We start from the raw sequence: 16067 nt of genomic DNA on the forward strand, positions 1-16067 counted from the left end.
TTTTTAGCATCGTTACACCATTCGTTATTATCCTTATCAGTACAGCGGTGTTGATGGCGGTCGGGCTTGGTTTTCGTGCGGCGGCGATGGATGCTTCCGGCAATGTGATCGATGAATACGCGATGAGCATCTACAATACGATCCATATCAAAGAGGCGATTTGGCTCGTTATGTCGGTCAATCTCGCGGCGATGATGTTTCGACGTCGACGTGCGGAGATGGCATTAAAAGAGGGGAATCTCGAAGAAGCCAAAGAGATGCTCGCTCTGATCGCCAAATATATGGTTCCTGTGAATATCGTCCTCGGCGTAACCGCAATCTTTATCGGTGTGGTACTCCGAAATGCGTATTAACGTCATTGCGGACTTGATCCGCAATCTTAGATCCTGAATCAAGTTCAGGATGACAAAGTGATCCAATGCTTCGTTTAGCCTCCTCTTCGATCACCCGCGCCGAGCTCTTAAGGGCAGCGGGTATCCCCTTTTTGCAAGAGTCGCTCGATTTTGATGAAGACTCCATTATCGCCCCCACCCCTAAAAATTTCGTCTATCAAGCAACACTCGGAAAATACCGTGTCAATTTGGAAAAATTCGGATGTGCCGATTATCCTCTTCTTGTCGCCGATACGGTTGTAACGGCTCAGGGAAAAATTTTGCGCAAAGCGAAAGACGAAGCGGATGCACGCGCTATTTTGGAGACCCAAAGCGGCTCTGAGGTCGCTATCATCACCTGTATGATTTACAAAACGCCACGCCTCGAACTCCTCGACATCTCTTCGACCCACTATTTTTTCGATGTTTTTGACCCGAAAGAGGTTGAGCGATACCTGCAAAGCGGTGAGTGGAAAGGCAAAGCGGGCGCGTGTATGGTGGAGGGGTTTTGCAAACCTTATATCCGTGAAGTACGCGGTTTTGAGAGTAGCGCGATGGGTCTTTGTACCGAAGTACTAAAGCCGTTTTTATGATGAACCATCCCTACGAAAGTGAACTCAAAGCACTGAAGCGCTCTGGCCGTTACCGTGAACGCCGTATTCGAGACAGCTCACTGATCGATGCCGCATCGAACGATTATTTGGGGCTGGCCGAAAAAAAGGAGCTTCATCTCAAAGCGTGTGAGACCCTATCCCACTACAGCGATCATGCTCCGAAAGCATCGATGCTGGTCAACGGCTACCACCCGATCCATGCGGCGTTTGAAGAGGCGCTGTGTGATGCCAACGGCTTTGAAGCGGGGATCGTCATGGGGAGCGGGTTTAACGCCAATATCGGTCTGATCGAAGCTCTTGTACGCAAAGGGGATGTGCTCTTGATGGATGAGGAGTACCATGCCAGCGGGGTTGCAGGCTCTCGTATGTGCGAGGGTGAGGTGATATTTTTCCCCCATAACGATGCAAGCGCATTGGAAAAAGAGCTGATCCGCTTTAGTGGGAAACGCGTTATTGTCGCCGTGGAGGGGATATACTCGATGGGGGGTGACCTTGTTCCCAAAGCGATCATCGAGCTTGCCATCGCACATGAAGCGATTTTGATTTTGGATGAAGCGCACAGCAGCGGGGTAATCGGGAAATCTTTGATGGGTACCCTCGATCACTATGAGATAGCTCCGACACCGCTGATGATTAAAATGGGGACATTGGGCAAAGCGTACGGAAGTTTCGGAGCGTATGTCCTCTCATCACGTCATATCAGCGACTATCTCATCAACCGCGCCAAAAATGTGATCTATGCGACGGCACCCTCGCTGTATGATACGGCGCGTGCTCACCATGCGTTGGAGTATATACAAAGCCATGCCCTAGAGTTACGCGAACAAATCGCTATCCGTCAGAGAATCGTTTATGACGTTTTGGGGATAACGTGTGCCGGATTGATCGTCCCTATCGAAATCGGCGATAATCGCGAAGTGATGCGACTGCAGGAAATTTTAAAAAAAGAGACGGGATTTCATGTCGGTGCGATTCGTCAGCCGACGGTGAAAAAAGCGATCTTGCGCCTCATCGCACGGGTCGATATTGACGAGAATTGTTTACGTGATGCGTGTGAGCGATTAACACAGATTTGGGTAAAATAACGCAATGAACTCTATTCATATCGACCGGCTCAGAATTACCCATGATGAGAAAGTGTTGGTGGATGTCTCATTCGAGATTCGGCGTTCATTGGCATTGGTCGGAGAGAGCGGGAGCGGAAAATCACTCACTCTCAAAGCGTTGTTGGGGCTTTTGGAACCGACATTGGAGAGTGTATTAGAGATGCGATCCGATTTTGAGTGGAAGAGGGGAGATACCCTCTCACTTGTTCCTCAAAATCCGTTTACGGCGCTCTCCCCCCTCACGCGGATAAAAGATCAGATGTTTCTCTCCCAAGAGAGATGCGAAGAACTTTTTACGATGCTGGGGTTGGATGTATCACTGCTAGAGCGCTTCCCTCCCGAGCTCTCTGGAGGGCAATTGCAACGGGTTGTCGTTGCGATTGCATTGGGTTCAAATCCCAAACTCTTATTGCTCGATGAACCGACCACGGCGCTTGATCCTGAGTCAAAAGAGGGTATGATTGAATTGTTAAAAACATTGCAAGCGTCGATGGGATTCAAGATGTTATTTGTAACCCACGATATGAGTGTTGCATCGGTACTATGTGAGGATATTTGCATCGTACGCAACGGCTCTGTGATCGAAGAGGGGATTATGGGGGATGTCATCGCTCACCCACAAGAGGAATATACTCAAGCGTTAATCAACGCCGAATTTAAAACCAGAGGATTTAGAAATTGATCAACTCCTATGAAGAAGTACCAAAAAGGTCGAGAATGAGAAAATATTTGCTCATAGCATTGGGAATCGCTATTTTGATTCCGGTTGTTTTTTTAGGGTATATCATCTACTCCTTTGAATACGAAACGCAAAAATTGATCAAATATCAACCCCGTTTAACGACCGAAGTCTATGACCGTAACGGAAATAAAATCGCTAACCTTTTCAGTGATGAACATCGATATTATGTTTCGTATGAAAATATCCCGCCTCGTCTTATCGAAGCTCTTTTAGCCATCGAAGATACGACCTTTTTTGAACATGGGGGTGTGAACCCTGATGCGGTTATACGGGCTATTATTAAAGACGTCAGTGCCGGAAAACTCAAAGAGGGTGCGAGTACGATTACCCAACAATTGGTGAAAAACACCCTGCTAAATCGTGAGAAAAAATTCTCGCGTAAATTCAAAGAGGTATTGTACGCTATCCGTATCGAGCAAGAACTTTCCAAAGAGCAGATTTTAGAACGCTATTTCAATGAAATCTATCTCGGACACGGATATTACGGTATCAAAACAGCATCAGACGGCTATTTTCGCAAACCGCTCAAAGAGCTTACACTCAAAGAGATGGCGATGCTTGTCGGACTGCCTAAAGCACCGAATTTCTATTCTCCGACTAAAAACTATGAGCTATCACTGGGGCGTGCAAACCGTGTAATCGGGCGTATGTATGAACTAGGGTGGATCGATCAAGCGACGTATGAAAAAGCGACGGGAGAGCGTCCGAAAGTTTACAATGATACCCTTAGCCAAAATTCGGGTCCTTATATTATCGATGAAGTAATGCGTCAGTTAGGCGATGCGTTTCCCGACATCCGAAGCGGCGGTTACAAAATTTACACCACGATTGATATGAGATTGCAAGAAGCGGGATACAAAGCGCTCCAATCGGGTCGTGACGAGATTCTAAAACGGGCACAGGAAGCGGGAGATTTGGATGAAAACATGCAACGCCAACTCAACGGTGCTTTGATTAGTATGAACCCTTATTCGGGTGAGATCCTTGCAATGGTCGGAGGGTATGATTATGCCCTCAGCCCGTATAACCGTGTTACACAGGCAAAACGGCAACCGGGCTCGGCATTTAAGCCATTTTTGTATCAGGTAGCATTGGACAGTGGAATGTCTCCGGCAACCATGGTTCCGGATATTGCCCGCACTTATACCTACTCTGGGGATAACGGCGAAGAGAAAACATGGCAACCTAAAAACTACAAAAATGAGTATAAAGGGATGGTTACCATCCGTGACGCTCTGACCCATTCGCGCAACCTTGCAACGATCAACATGGTGAGTGATATGGGATTCGGAAAAATCGTAGAAGGGCTTCGTCGATACGGAATCACCGAAAACCTCCCACCTGATCTCTCCATTGCACTCGGTACGATCTCTATTTCCCCGATCGATTTAGCAAAATATTACACGATGTTTGCGAGCGGCGGTGCATTGACCAATCCGGTTTTGGTGCGTGAAGTGATTACCCCTACAGGGGAGACGATCAAATATGAAAACAAAAGCCGACAGGTCAATACACCTCAACAAATTTATCTCATGACATCGATACTTAAAGACGTTGTGGGATACGGGACCGGAACCAATGCTCGCGTCGGAGGGATAGAAGTCGCAGGTAAAACCGGAACAACAAATGATAACGTCGATGCATGGTTTGTCGGGTATTCACCGACTGTAGAGACAGTGGTATGGTTCGGTCATGATAATAACACTCCGATGCGCCGAAGTGAAACGGGGGGGCGTGCCGCCGCTCCGGTTTTCCGTTATTACTATGAAGATATGTTACGCATTTATCCGAATACGAAACGTTATTTTGATGTTCCTGCCGGAGTCTATGTGGGATCACGTGGCGATAGTAATGCCACAGAAGCGTTTACCGATACCTCTACAGCACCGGATTCAACAGCTCAAGAGACACCGAAAACAGACGAGAAATTGGTATTCTGATTCTCGTCATCCTGAACGTGATTCAGGATCTCTTTTTAGATACCGTATCAAGTACGGTATGACAAGATAGCTATTTCTTCTTCGTGGCGGTTGAGAGATAAAACCACGTTGCCCCGCCGATGATAACAAGCATAATCGGGGCGAGGTAAGGCTTATCGGAGATCAAGTCATACGCTTTGATCAATGCTCCGCCGAAAATATAACTTCCTCCACCGACAATGATTGCCCAGATCGCTGCGCCGAGTGCATTATAAGCGCTGAATTTCCAAAAATCGTATTTCGTTAGACCGATGGCTAGGGTAACGAGAGTTTTAAGTCCGTAGATGAATTTTTTGACGACGATGATCCATGAACCGTTTCGTTTGAGGAGGAGATGAGAAAACGCGAGTTTCCGACGGTGTTTTTTGAAATGATCCATCATTTCCCGTTTATGGTAACGAGACATGTAAAAGAGGAGAGAATCCCCGATAAAGTTGGCGGCGAATGCGATAGCGATGGAGAGGGAGAGATCCATCTTCCCCATGAAACTGAGAACTCCGGCACCTAAAAGGGCAACAAATCCCCCTCCCAAAGAGTAGAGAAAGAGCACAATGTAGCCGTACGTCGAGAGGTTGTTGAGCATGTCATCCATAAATCATAATTTCCTTATTTTTGCTATTTCATCGCGTAGTCGCGCGGCTTCTTCGAATTCGAGTTTTTTGGCCGCTTCTCTCATTTTGAGGTTCAACTCTTCGATCAGTTTTTTCCGCTCTGCCGCAGGGAGGGTTTTCGCTTTTTTGGAGCGGTTATACAAATCACCTACATCTTCGAGTTTGAGATTCTCATCGAGTGAGCGTTTGGTAGTCGTCGGGGTAATGCCGTGTTCGGTGTTAAATGCCTCTTGGGTTTCACGTCGTGCCGTTGTTTTGGCAATGGCGCGCTCCATCGAACCGGTAATTTTTTGAGCGTACAGGATAACGTGTCCGTGCTCATTCCGCGCGGCACGTCCGATGGTTTGAATGAGGGCGGTTTCGGAGCGGAGAAACCCCTCTTTGTCGGCATCCAAAATAGCGACAAGGCTCACTTCGGGAAGGTCAAGCCCCTCACGGAGGAGATTGATCCCGATGAGGACGTCGAAATCGCCGACACGTAGACCGCGGATGATCTGATTGCGCTCGATAGCGTCGATCTCGGAGTGCATATACTGCACCTTAATCCCCAAATCGGCGAGGTATTTGGTCAGCGCTTCCGCCATTTTTTTAGTGAGGACGGTGACGAGAACACGATCCCCAAGTGAGACCGTTTTTTTGATCTCATCGTGCAGATCTTCGACCTGATTTTCACTCGGTTTGATCGTGATGATCGGATCGAGTAGACCCGTAGGTCGGATGATCTGATGGGCGATGGTGGTACTGATCTCGATCTCTTGCGCGGCAGGGGTAGCGGAGACGAACATATAATGAGGCGCTTTGTTCATAAACTCATCGATCATAAGGGGACGGTTATCGAGGGCACTCGGGAGACGGAATCCGTAATCGACGAGTACCTCTTTACGGCTTCTATCCCCCGCAAACATACCGCGAAATTGCGGCAAACTCACATGGCTCTCATCGACGATGATGAGAAATTTATCGTGATGGAGGGTGAAATAGTCGAGCAGGGTATAAGGGGCTTCACCGGGGAGTTTATCGGTGAGATGGCGGGAATAGTTTTCGATCCCCTTGCACATCCCCGTCGCCTGCAACATTTCGAGATCAAATTCGCATCGCTGTTTGAGGCGTTGCGCTTCGACGATTTTACCTTGTTTATCGAGTTCAGCCAGCCGTTCGCCCAACTCGTCCTCGATCCGCTTGATGGCGCGGGATAGTTTCTCCTGTCCGACGGCAAACTGGCTGGTGGCATAGATGGTGACACACTCTTGTTTTTCGGTCATGGTATTACTCAGCGGTTCAAAAAACGTCATGCGTTCCACTTCATCCCCGAAAAACTCGATCCTTAGAGCCTGATCTTGCCAGTACGGTGGATAAATATCGACCACTTCGCCGTTCACCCGAAAGTGACCGCCGTCGAAATAGGTGTCGTTACGGGCGTATCCCATCTCGACGAGGCGAAGGAGGAGCTTTTTTTGGTTGATCTCATCCCCTACGGCGATCACCTGCACCATCTTCTCATACTCTTCAGGATCACCGAGACCGTAGTTTGCGGAGACGGAAGCGACCACGATAACATCATCGTAGCTGAGGAGGTTTGCGGTGGCTGAGAGGCGAAGACGTTCCAACTCATCGTTGATGGAGCTGTCTTTTTCGATAAACAAATCTTGGCGTGGGATGTACGCTTCGGGCTGATAATAGTCGTAGTAGCTGATGAAATACTCGACATGGTTTTCGGGGAAGAAGCTTTTAAACTCGCTGTAAAGCTGTGCCGCGAGAGTTTTGTTATGGGTCATGATAATGGTGGGGAGCTGAACGCTCTCGATCACCTTCGCCATCGTGTAGGTTTTACCGCTACCCGTTACCCCCTCAAGGGAAACATAGCGTTCGCCGTTTTTAATACCCGATGCGAGAGCATCGATGGCAACGGGCTGATCACCGGCAGGTTGATAAGGGGTATGGACTTTAAAAATCGGCAATGAATGACCCTAAAAATAGAATGTGAAATTATAGCGGATTATCCAATGTTAAAGACGCATAATACTTATTAGACAAAGGGTTCTATTGAGCCAAAATCCCTTCGAGCTGAACGTCGAGTTTAATCACATCTCCTACTGCGACACCGCCGGCTTCGAGCGCCATATTCCATGTAATGCCGTAATCTTTGCGGTTAAGTTTTCCGCTCAAGCCTAGGCCGACACGGGTATTTCCCCACGGATCTTTGATGACACCGTTATTTTCAAGATCGAGAATGATATTTTTTGTCACACCGTGCATCGTGAGTTTTCCGTACGCTTTGTCTCCTTTGACTTTATCGAGAGCAAATGTGATGGTTGGATATTTTTGGACATCAAACAAATCGGGTGCTTTGAGATGGTCATCTCGTTTTGTATTGGCGGTATTGATCGAATTAACATCGACTTTTCCGTTTAACGTTTTAAGCGTTTTGCTCTTTTCATCGTATTCGAATGATCCGTTAAACGTATCGAATTTTCCCGAAACTTCGGAGATCATCATGTGTTTGACTTTAAAGCCGACATTGGAATGGCTTGTATCGATCGAATAGGTTCCCGCATAGAGTGATGCAGTGCTGAGCAGTCCGAAAATTGCGATAGTAGAGATAGTTTTTTTCATAATGGATCCTTTGTATATAATTTAGATGGTGTTAGTGCATCGGCACGTCAAATAATAAAACCTTAGACTCGCTGTGTGCTAAAAGGGTATATTCCTCCTGATCGGTGATTTGTATCTCATCTCTCGCTTCGAGAATATGTGTATTGATCTCTACCTTTCCTTCGATAACAAAGATCAATCGACCGTGTCCCGATGTGACGTTCGGTATTGCTATGGCAGTTCCCTCAGTCACCTCGACCGAATGAATAGCGGCATCTTGTTTAATCACAATCGAATCATCCGCTCCATCTGCGCTAATGAGGGTTAGCCATTGATTTTGTTGGTCGTGATGGATAAAACTGCGTTGTTCGTAGCGAGGTGCGCCGCCATTTTCATAAGGGTGTATCCAGATTTGAAAAAGAGCGGCATCGGAATCTGCCGTAGCATGTTCGGAGTGGAAAACACCGCTCCCCGCACTCATATACTGTATTTCTCCTGCGTGAATGATCCCGTGGTTCCCCTCTGAGTCTCGATGTTCCAGTGAACCTTTGGTTACGATCGAGACGATCTCCATATTTTTGTGAGGATGCATTCCAAACCCGTTGCCCGCTTCGACAATGTCATCGTTGATCACACGCAATGCTCCGAATCCCATCCGAGAGGGGTTATGATATTCGGCAAACGAAAAACTAAAGCGGCTATGAAGCCAACCGTGCTCGGCGATGCCGCGCTGTGCAGAGCGATGGAGTAGTAGTGACATGGTATCTCCTTTTAGTAATACTAATTAGTACTATATGGTTAAATTTTTTTATTGTGCCTTTTCGAGTTTGCGAAGCAAATGAGAAAGGGTTTTGATTTCGTCTTCGCTCAGCGCGCTGTCATACCATCCGCTGAGATTTTCGACATGAGACGGAAAGATCGATTGGATGATGGATGATCCTTTTTCGGTGATTTCCAAGATTTTTATTCGCCGATCCTCTTCGGAGGGTTTGGCATTAATCAGCCCTTTGGATTGGAGGTTTTTTATCACAACGGTGATATTTCCGGGGGTGCTGAGGGTAAGAGTCGTAATCTGACCGACCGTGAGCCTCCCTAAATGGTAGAGTGATTCCAAAATCCCAAACTGGGGCAATGTCAGATCGCGATCACCTAGCCATGAGGTCTCTTTGGCTCTAATCTTGGTAAGGGAACGCGAAAGTTCAATATGGGCGCGTAGAACGATGTCTTCATGCGTGCCGTAGCTTCGTGCACGTTTCATAATGAACCTCCGAGGATTAGGATAGAGAAATATTATTACTAATTAGTAATATTGTCAAGCCTTTTCGATTAAGAGGTTATACGTCGCTATTTTGAAGCGGTAAAATCTTGTATCCGATTTTAGAATGGCACGTGATAAAGTCTTTCGGCAATTTTTGGCGTATTCTAAACATCAGCGATCGAAGGGCTCCTTCTCCTACGAGTTCTCCATCCCAAACAAAATCTTCAATCTGCTCTACCGAAACGACTCTTCCGATATTTTTAATGAGCAGTTTTAGAAGTTTATTCTCTTTGTCATTGAGTTCAAACGCTTCTCCGTTGAATAAGAGAACGAAGTTTTCATTGTCATAGATATAGCCATGAGAGAGTTTGATAAAACGTTGTTTTTTCTGCTCATCTATATTGATTTTACTTTGTAAAGAGACATTTTCCGATTTGATTTCTATGATTTTCGACGTTAATTTTTGATTTTCGGCAAACTTTTTTAACGCAATTTCTATGGTTGTTTTTAACTCTATTTCTTTAAAAGGTTTGAGAATATAGCCATAGGGCTTGATATTGATAGCCCGATCGATGGTTTTATTTTTGTCGTTTGCCGTTAGAAATATAATGGGAACAGTGCATATTTTCGATATTTGTTCGGCAACGCCAATGCCGTCTTCTCGGTTTTGAAGGGTGATGTCCATCAATACCAAATCGGGTGATTTCGTCGATGCAAGAAGAAGCGCTTTTTCTCCGTTAGGGGCGATACCGGAAATTTCATAGCCGAAATTGGTGAGGATCTCTTTTATGTTTAACGCGATGATGCTTTCATCTTCGACGATTAAAATTTTTGTTTTCATTGGTTCTCTTTCTCTTTGGGTACGAAGGTAATGGTGCAGTTAAAACCGTTCGTCGAATCGGTTACTATCTCTCCGTTAAGCTGAAATTCGGTAATGGTGTTAATGAGTTCGCATCCCAATGAGGTTGATGCTTTGACGGCATCGGAATCAATCCCTATACCGTTGTCGTTTACCCCAAATTCGATAGCGCCGTTGGGGGCATTTCGTATAAAAATATCAATCTCTCCGTGATGTGTATGAACAAATGCGTGTTTGATGGAGTTCAAAAAAAGCTCGTGAACGATCAAAGCAATGAGAATCGCATAATCCATGCTCAAATAGATATCATCAGCTCTGAGGTTTACCGATATATCTTTATTTTGCGCATACAGATCGATCATTGCCGAGGATAGGCGCTCAAGGTGTGATTTCATATTGATGGTAGCCAAATCGTTGTTTTGATAGAGCATTTCATGAACCAAAGCAATAGCGTAAATACGACTTTGGCTTTTTGAGAGGGCATCTTTGATTTGGTCATTGGTCTCTCGGCGATTTTGCATCTGAAGCAGCGATGAGATCACTTCCAGATTATTTTTGACGCGGTGATGGATCTCTTTGATTAATACTTCTTTGTCCTGTAGGGAACTTTTCAAGGCTTCATTCTGTGCGGTGATGAGTTTTCGACGCCCCTTTTGCTCGGTAATGTCACGTCCGAAAGCACATATAAACTCTTTTGACGCGTCACAAAAGTAGCTAGCGGTGACTGAAACGGGAAACGTACTTCCATCTTTCCGTATTTGTTGACTTTCAAAGCAGATGTACTGTTTATCCCGTATTTGCAGTAAAAAATCTTGGGTATTTTTGGTGTAATCGGGATCGATCTCATTGAGTTTCATCGTTAAAAGTTCTTCTTTGGTATATCCCAACATCGTACATGCGGCATCATTGACATAAAAAAAGTGGGTATCGAAAGTGAACCAATAGATCGCATCGGCGCTGTTATCGAGGGCGAAATTGAAGCGTTGCAGATTCTCTTTTTCTTGTGCGAGTTTTTTAAGTGCATCTTCGGCAATTCGAGCGGTACGTCTGAGCAGAGTGTATAAAAAAATCGCACTCAGTATAAAAAAGATCACACCGATGAAAAAAGGTACCCCGAACTCATTATTGTCAGGAGTGATCAAACGGATTGAAACCCGATCTACGATTGCAACCCCGATAACGCCGACGATTGCGAATCCTAATGCTTGGAGTTTCGCTCTGTTTTCATTTGAAATTTCTATCCATCTTAGCAATTATTTTCCTTGGTTTTGAACACTGAAATTTCAGCATTCTACCTTAGTTATCGTCGAAAATATCTAAAACATATAAAAAAATATTATGCGATTTTTATGCGATTTTTTTGTTTTATATTTGCTGTGTTCAAACTAATCAAGGAGTTTAAATGAAAAAGCTGGCTGTTGGTCTATTCTTTGTCGCTACTTCCATGTTCGCGGTGGAGTTGGGTCAGAATTTTGCATTCAAAAACGGAGAACAAGCATTTCAAAAAGTGTGTTTTCACTGTCATTCCCTCAAAACTGCCCCCCATACTATTTATACCAAAATGGATGATGCAGAAGGGGTTAAGTTACGGGCTGAGGGGATTTTTCAAACGGTTAGACACGGTAGTAATGCTATGCCTGCTTTTAGAAAATCAGAAATTGATGATGCGGTATTGAGAGATTTGGCAACCAAACTGGCCAATGGTACGATCACAGACCCATCCGTTAAATAAGGAGTCCGTTATGGTTCGTAGAGATTTTTTAAAAAATTCTGCACTTGTGGCAGCGACAGCGGCACTCTATTCACCGCTTTCTGCGGCAGGATTAAGCGATAGTGATGAGCACAAAGTGATTGCAATCGTGTCTGAATCGGCAAATGAGACGGGATATAAAAGTGCTTTGTCCAATGCGAACAAGGTCGATGATCTGATTTTACTCGGTTCTGACAAACTTGAGAATATGCGTACATTGTCTGCTGTAATGGAGAAGAATAAAGGGACGCTATTTTGTGGGTTGTTAGCCCCGAGTGATTATGCTATCTTGAGTCATGTAGCAATTGCCACTAATGCAAAATTTATCTCTGAAATTGCGCATACCCCTTTAAACTCAGGGATTCAGCACACAGAAAATACATTTTCACATATGTCAGTCAAGAAAGCATTTGACGAGTTTGCTCAAGTGAATGCTGACAGATACGGTATTGCTGTTTCGGCATACCACACTATCGGTACACATAACACACGCGCAATGGAAAAACAGACCAACTTTGCATCCGATCACACGGCGAAAAATGCGTTTGTATCTTTCGTACTAAAAGCATAAAAGGAGTATTAAATGGCTAAAAAATTGACCGCAATGCCTAAAAACGTTTCTCTCGAAACGATGAACAAGGCGATTAAAGAGTTTGTAAAAATCTTAGGTGAGGAGAATGTTCTCATCGGTGATGAGGAGATGGTTCCGTATAAAAAGATCATGATGGCGGTTCCGATCGAAGAGCATATGCCTTCCTTGGCTCTCCAAGCATCCACCAAAGAACAGGTTATTGCAATCGTAAAAGTATGTAACAAATACGTGATTCCGATTTGGACGTTCTCGACGGGCAAAAATATGGGTTACGGCACGGCGGCACCGGCTCAACGAGGTACGGTAATTCTGGATCTTCATAAAATGAATAAAATCATCGAGGTTAATCCTGACCTATGTTATGCGGTTCTTGAACCTGGGGTTACGTATCAGCAACTCTTCGATTATATCCATGAAAAAGGGTATAAACTCTGGCTCTCTTGTCCGGCACCGAGTGCGATCGCAAGTCCGGTCGGGAATACAATGGACCGCGGTGTAGGTTATACCCCATACGGTGAGCACTTCATGATGCAATGCGGTATGGAAATCGTCCTTGCGGATGGTTCTTCATTCAAAACCGGTATGGGCGGAATCAAAGGCTCAACCAGTTCAACGGTATTCAAATGGGGATATGGACCGTCACTGGATGGTATCTTTACCCAAAGTAACTATGGTATCTGTGTCCAAATGGGTATGTGGCTTATGCCTGAACCACCGGCGTTCAAACCTTTCTGTATTACATTGGATACAGTAGAAGAAGTCGAAAAAATCGTTGAAGTCCTTCGTCCATTGCGTATCGCGAATATCATTCCGAATGCGTTTACGATCGCTAGTACACTTTATGAAGCCGCGGGCGTTGTCAGTCGTGCCGATTATGTAGACGGAAACCGTGCTATTACTGAAGCTGAAATCGAAAAAATCAAAAAAGATACCGGAATGGGATCGTGGAACGTTTATGCAGGTCTTTATGGTACCCCTGAGGGCAATGAATTAAACTGGAATATTATCCAGTCGGTTGTCAATGCGAACTTTAAAAACCATAAATTTTTGACTTCGAAAGAGATGGGTAACGATCCGGTATTTAAATATCGTGCAGACTTGATGCGAGGATACATGACGCTCCAAGAATTTGGTCTCTACAACTGGAGAGGCGGCGGAGGAAGTATGTGGTTCGCACCGGTTTCTCCTGCGGAAGGAAAACATACTCTGAACCAATCGGCTTTGGCTAAAAAGATTATGAACAAATACGGATTCGATTATGTGGCTGAGTTCATCGTCGGATGGCGCGATATGCACCATATTATCGATTTGTTGTACAACCGAAATGATCCGGAAGAGATGAAACGGGCACACGATTGTTATGCCGAATTGGTACATGAGTTTGCAGCACAAGGATATGGTGTATACCGTACAAGCAGCGGATTTATGGATCTGGTTGCTGAAACGTACGGACCTGAAATCCGTAGTGTATTCCAAAAAATCAAACGGGCACTTGATCCTAAAGGGATTCTTGCTCCCGGTAAGTCGGGGATTTATTAATGGGTACCCGTTTAAGTTTAGCAGGAGCTTTGCTCCTCATGAGTTCCGCTTCATTTGCAGCCGATAATCTATCTTCTGCTTTGAGCGAGGGGAAATTTACCGGTGGAGTGCGCGCTCTTTATACGCATTCTGATTTTGAGTCGAACGGTGCATTTGAAGACCGTTATGCTGCGGCTGCAGGATTTAGACTCTCCTATGAAACGGCACCGCTGTATGGAGTTCAGGCTAAAGCGTCGTTGTACTCAGTAAGCGGTATGGGATTGAACTCCGATAACGCGAATAAAGTGGATTCGATCTATTTCCAAAATACTCAAATCGGCGGGACGAATACGAATAGCGTATACGGAACACTTGCTGAGAGTTACGCGGTATTAGGTGAAGCGTATCTGAAAGCGGCATTCGGTAAAACCTTTGTACAAGTCGGACGTATGCAGATTGATGCGCCCTCTGCTTCATCACACGATATTTATGTCGTACCGAATACCTTTGAAGCGCTGCAAATCGTCAATGTGAATATTCCGAATACCACGTTGATCGCAGCACATGCCTCTAAAATGAGCGGACCGGACATGATCCAAAGCAACAGTTTTGCAGGATCGTCATCGGGTATCAAAGCCTCTGATTTTGTGAGTATCTCACGTGCTTCTGCGTTCCAAGGATTGGCGGATGGAGACGGGCTTCTATCTACCGAAAAAGATAATGCCGGAGCGAGCGTTGTCGGAGGTATCTATACCGGAATTCCGGGAGTGGTGCTGCAAGGATGGTTCACGCGAGTCTGGGACATCATGGATATGCCTCATTTGCAGATCGATTACAGCACCAAAGTGGGTGATGTCGGCGTATTTGCCGGTGCACAGTGGGCGACCCAAAGTGCAATCGGCGGGACGAAAGAGACGTTGGATAAACATATCGATCCGGCTTTGATTGCCCTTAACATCAAAAATATCGATGCGGAGCATACCGAAGCTAAAATCGGCGGTTCGTACAAAGGCGCTACCGTTACTTTAGCGTATGCTAACACCAAAGGGGAAGACGAGAACGCTGCTCGCGGCGGATTTGTTGCACCTGTGGGGGGAAATCCTTCATGGGTTCGTGCCCGCTATCAGTCACCTCATTTCGGTTACACCGATACGTCATCGTTTACAGGGGGGACAAACTCTTATTTGATCGGTGCGGAATATGACTTTGCATCGGTTGGGGTAGAGGGTTTGAAATCAGAACTAAAATATCTCCATTTTAGTCGTGACGGAAAATACTCTGGTGGTCCCACACAGGGATTATTAATTTACAAGCCGAATGCATTTAACGATACTGATGCTATCGAAGCATCCGTCGATTATAAATCACTTTTCGGGATGAAGGGACTTGATGGCGGTGTCACTTTATTGTCTGTAGATAATGACGATACGGCTGGAAATGCTTCTACCGATCATACCGATTTGCGTGTTGCGCTCAATTTAGCTTTTTAATTATGATGAGGTTGAGGCGTTTCGCCTCATCTTCCAACACTGTAAGTTGTGTTGTTGCTCCATTGGATATCTAATCGTTGATTCTCCTTCATATCATCTCTCTTAAATCACGAATTACCAAAATTTACCAATGGGGTAACACCACAGCTTATGCTGTGTGTGAATTTAATGCAATTCAGATGCTTCGATGACGACCATAAACCCTTCTTTATCATGCTCTTTGACAATCTCCCGTACAACACGTATCTGAGTGTTATCAATAATGAGGATAAGGAGCTGTTCGGTCTCACTAACTCCTTCGAAAACGACCTCGTTTTTTCCCAACGCCGCAATAATATGCTGACGTAACAGTTTTGCATTTTTGGAAAAGATATGAACCACTTTTTTGGAAGGTCTGCCCGATAGGACGGTATTTAATCCTTGAGCCGTTGCATAGACAACGATCAAACTCAAAAGGGCACTTTCTACTTTAGCAAAAGCGATCCCTGCCGCGATAACGATCATAAAATCCAAGGCTATAATGACGTTGTTTTGTTTCCAATGCATTCGATCCGCTATGTATCTCGCAACGATGGAAGGTCCTCC

At 45.3% G+C, this 16067-nt stretch carries 17 protein-coding genes; 9 read left to right on the forward strand and 8 right to left on the reverse strand.

Annotated elements, in window-relative coordinates; all coding sequences use genetic code 11:
- The 5 genes from VFW36_RS03255 to VFW36_RS03275 all read left to right on the forward strand — a co-directional run.
- Positions 1-353, forward strand: a 353-nt coding sequence (locus VFW36_RS03255; RefSeq protein ID WP_329657376.1) for a hypothetical protein, incomplete at its 5' end; no start/stop codon positions are given.
- 65 nt (positions 354-418) lie between these two features.
- Positions 419-964 (forward strand): septum formation inhibitor Maf, encoded by a 546-nt coding sequence (gene maf, locus VFW36_RS03260; RefSeq protein ID WP_329657377.1) that lies wholly within the window; start codon positions 419-421, stop codon positions 962-964.
- Positions 964-2070, forward strand: a complete 1107-nt coding sequence (locus VFW36_RS03265; RefSeq protein WP_414720229.1) for an aminotransferase class I/II-fold pyridoxal phosphate-dependent enzyme — start codon at positions 964-966, stop codon at positions 2068-2070. The genes maf and VFW36_RS03265 overlap by 1 nt, the downstream gene beginning before the upstream one ends.
- A gap of 4 nt (positions 2071-2074) precedes the next feature.
- Positions 2075-2773 carry an ATP-binding cassette domain-containing protein gene (locus VFW36_RS03270; RefSeq protein ID WP_329657379.1) on the forward strand — a complete coding sequence of 233 codons (699 nt, stop codon included), beginning with the start codon at positions 2075-2077 and terminating at the stop codon, positions 2771-2773.
- Between the two features lie 35 nt (positions 2774-2808).
- Positions 2809-4773 (forward strand): PBP1A family penicillin-binding protein, encoded by a 1965-nt coding sequence (locus VFW36_RS03275; protein WP_329657380.1) that lies wholly within the window; start codon positions 2809-2811, stop codon positions 4771-4773.
- 70 nt (positions 4774-4843) lie between these two features.
- Here VFW36_RS03275 and VFW36_RS03280 read toward each other — a convergent pair whose 3' ends face one another.
- The 7 genes from VFW36_RS03280 to VFW36_RS03310 form a co-directional block, all read right to left on the reverse strand.
- The gene (locus VFW36_RS03280) at positions 4844-5404 is read right to left on the reverse strand and encodes a DedA family protein (RefSeq protein WP_329657381.1); all 561 of its coding nucleotides are present in this window, start codon (positions 5402-5404) and stop codon (positions 4844-4846) included.
- A 3-nt stretch (positions 5405-5407) separates the two neighbouring features.
- Complete coding sequence (gene uvrB / locus VFW36_RS03285) at positions 5408-7381, reverse strand: excinuclease ABC subunit UvrB (RefSeq protein WP_329657382.1); 1974 nt, start codon at positions 7379-7381, stop codon at positions 5408-5410.
- Between the two features lie 82 nt (positions 7382-7463).
- On the reverse strand, positions 7464-8036 hold the full coding sequence (locus VFW36_RS03290) for a YceI family protein (RefSeq protein WP_329657383.1): 573 nt from the start codon (positions 8034-8036) through the stop codon (positions 7464-7466).
- A 31-nt stretch (positions 8037-8067) separates the two neighbouring features.
- Positions 8068-8775, reverse strand: coding sequence for a pirin family protein (locus VFW36_RS03295; RefSeq protein WP_329657384.1), 708 nt, complete (start codon positions 8773-8775; stop codon positions 8068-8070).
- Positions 8776-8823: 48 nt separating this feature from the next.
- Positions 8824-9273, reverse strand: a complete 450-nt coding sequence (locus tag VFW36_RS03300) for a MarR family transcriptional regulator (protein ID WP_329657385.1) — start codon at positions 9271-9273, stop codon at positions 8824-8826.
- Positions 9274-9349: 76 nt separating this feature from the next.
- On the reverse strand, positions 9350-10114 hold the full coding sequence (locus VFW36_RS03305) for a response regulator transcription factor (protein WP_329657386.1): 765 nt from the start codon (positions 10112-10114) through the stop codon (positions 9350-9352).
- Positions 10111-11385 (reverse strand): sensor histidine kinase, encoded by a 1275-nt coding sequence (locus VFW36_RS03310; RefSeq protein ID WP_329657387.1) that lies wholly within the window; start codon positions 11383-11385, stop codon positions 10111-10113. The genes VFW36_RS03305 and VFW36_RS03310 overlap by 4 nt, the downstream gene beginning before the upstream one ends.
- A 149-nt stretch (positions 11386-11534) precedes the next feature.
- Here VFW36_RS03310 and VFW36_RS03315 point away from each other — a divergent pair, with 149 nt between their 5' ends.
- The 4 genes from VFW36_RS03315 to VFW36_RS03330 are packed head-to-tail and all read left to right on the forward strand — an operon-like array spanning position 11535 to position 15482.
- Positions 11535-11864 carry a cytochrome c gene (locus VFW36_RS03315; protein ID WP_329657388.1) on the forward strand — a complete coding sequence of 110 codons (330 nt, stop codon included), beginning with the start codon at positions 11535-11537 and terminating at the stop codon, positions 11862-11864.
- Positions 11865-11874: 10 nt separating this feature from the next.
- Entirely contained in the window at positions 11875-12453 is a 579-nt protein-coding gene (locus VFW36_RS03320) for a twin-arginine translocation signal domain-containing protein (protein WP_329657389.1), read from the forward strand.
- 12 nt (positions 12454-12465) lie between these two features.
- Complete coding sequence (locus VFW36_RS03325; RefSeq protein WP_329657390.1) at positions 12466-14013, forward strand: FAD-binding oxidoreductase; 1548 nt, start codon at positions 12466-12468, stop codon at positions 14011-14013.
- On the forward strand, positions 14013-15482 hold the full coding sequence (locus VFW36_RS03330; protein ID WP_329657391.1) for an OprD family outer membrane porin: 1470 nt from the start codon (positions 14013-14015) through the stop codon (positions 15480-15482). The genes VFW36_RS03325 and VFW36_RS03330 overlap by 1 nt, the downstream gene beginning before the upstream one ends.
- 165 nt (positions 15483-15647) lie before the next feature.
- Here VFW36_RS03330 and VFW36_RS03335 read toward each other — a convergent pair.
- The coding region (locus VFW36_RS03335) for a YitT family protein (RefSeq protein WP_329657392.1) at positions 15648-16067 on the reverse strand (420 nt) is incomplete at its 5' end.

The organism is Sulfuricurvum sp., assembly GCF_036279695.1.
In the GTDB taxonomy this organism is placed as follows: domain Bacteria; phylum Campylobacterota; class Campylobacteria; order Campylobacterales; family Sulfurimonadaceae; genus Sulfuricurvum.

Excerpts from the sequence above, each read along its gene's own strand:
- VFW36_RS03295 (WP_329657384.1), bottom strand. The coding sequence starts at position 8,775 with ATGTCACTACTACTCCATCGCTCTGCACAGCGCGGCATCGCCGAGCAC.
- maf (WP_329657377.1), top strand. The coding sequence starts at position 419 with ATGCTTCGTTTAGCCTCCTCTTCGATCACCCGCGCCGAGCTCTTAAGG.
- VFW36_RS03275 (WP_329657380.1), top strand. The coding sequence starts at position 2,809 with ATGAGAAAATATTTGCTCATAGCATTGGGAATCGCTATTTTGATTCCG.
- VFW36_RS03315 (WP_329657388.1), top strand. The coding sequence starts at position 11,535 with ATGAAAAAGCTGGCTGTTGGTCTATTCTTTGTCGCTACTTCCATGTTC.
- VFW36_RS03280 (WP_329657381.1), bottom strand. The coding sequence starts at position 5,404 with ATGGATGACATGCTCAACAACCTCTCGACGTACGGCTACATTGTGCTC.
- VFW36_RS03330 (WP_329657391.1), top strand. The coding sequence starts at position 14,013 with ATGGGTACCCGTTTAAGTTTAGCAGGAGCTTTGCTCCTCATGAGTTCC.
- VFW36_RS03325 (WP_329657390.1), top strand. The coding sequence starts at position 12,466 with ATGGCTAAAAAATTGACCGCAATGCCTAAAAACGTTTCTCTCGAAACG.
- VFW36_RS03305 (WP_329657386.1), bottom strand. The coding sequence starts at position 10,114 with ATGAAAACAAAAATTTTAATCGTCGAAGATGAAAGCATCATCGCGTTA.
- VFW36_RS03265 (WP_414720229.1), top strand. The coding sequence starts at position 964 with ATGAACCATCCCTACGAAAGTGAACTCAAAGCACTGAAGCGCTCTGGC.
- VFW36_RS03300 (WP_329657385.1), bottom strand. The coding sequence starts at position 9,273 with ATGAAACGTGCACGAAGCTACGGCACGCATGAAGACATCGTTCTACGC.
- VFW36_RS03290 (WP_329657383.1), bottom strand. The coding sequence starts at position 8,036 with ATGAAAAAAACTATCTCTACTATCGCAATTTTCGGACTGCTCAGCACT.
- VFW36_RS03320 (WP_329657389.1), top strand. The coding sequence starts at position 11,875 with ATGGTTCGTAGAGATTTTTTAAAAAATTCTGCACTTGTGGCAGCGACA.
- VFW36_RS03270 (WP_329657379.1), top strand. The coding sequence starts at position 2,075 with ATGAACTCTATTCATATCGACCGGCTCAGAATTACCCATGATGAGAAA.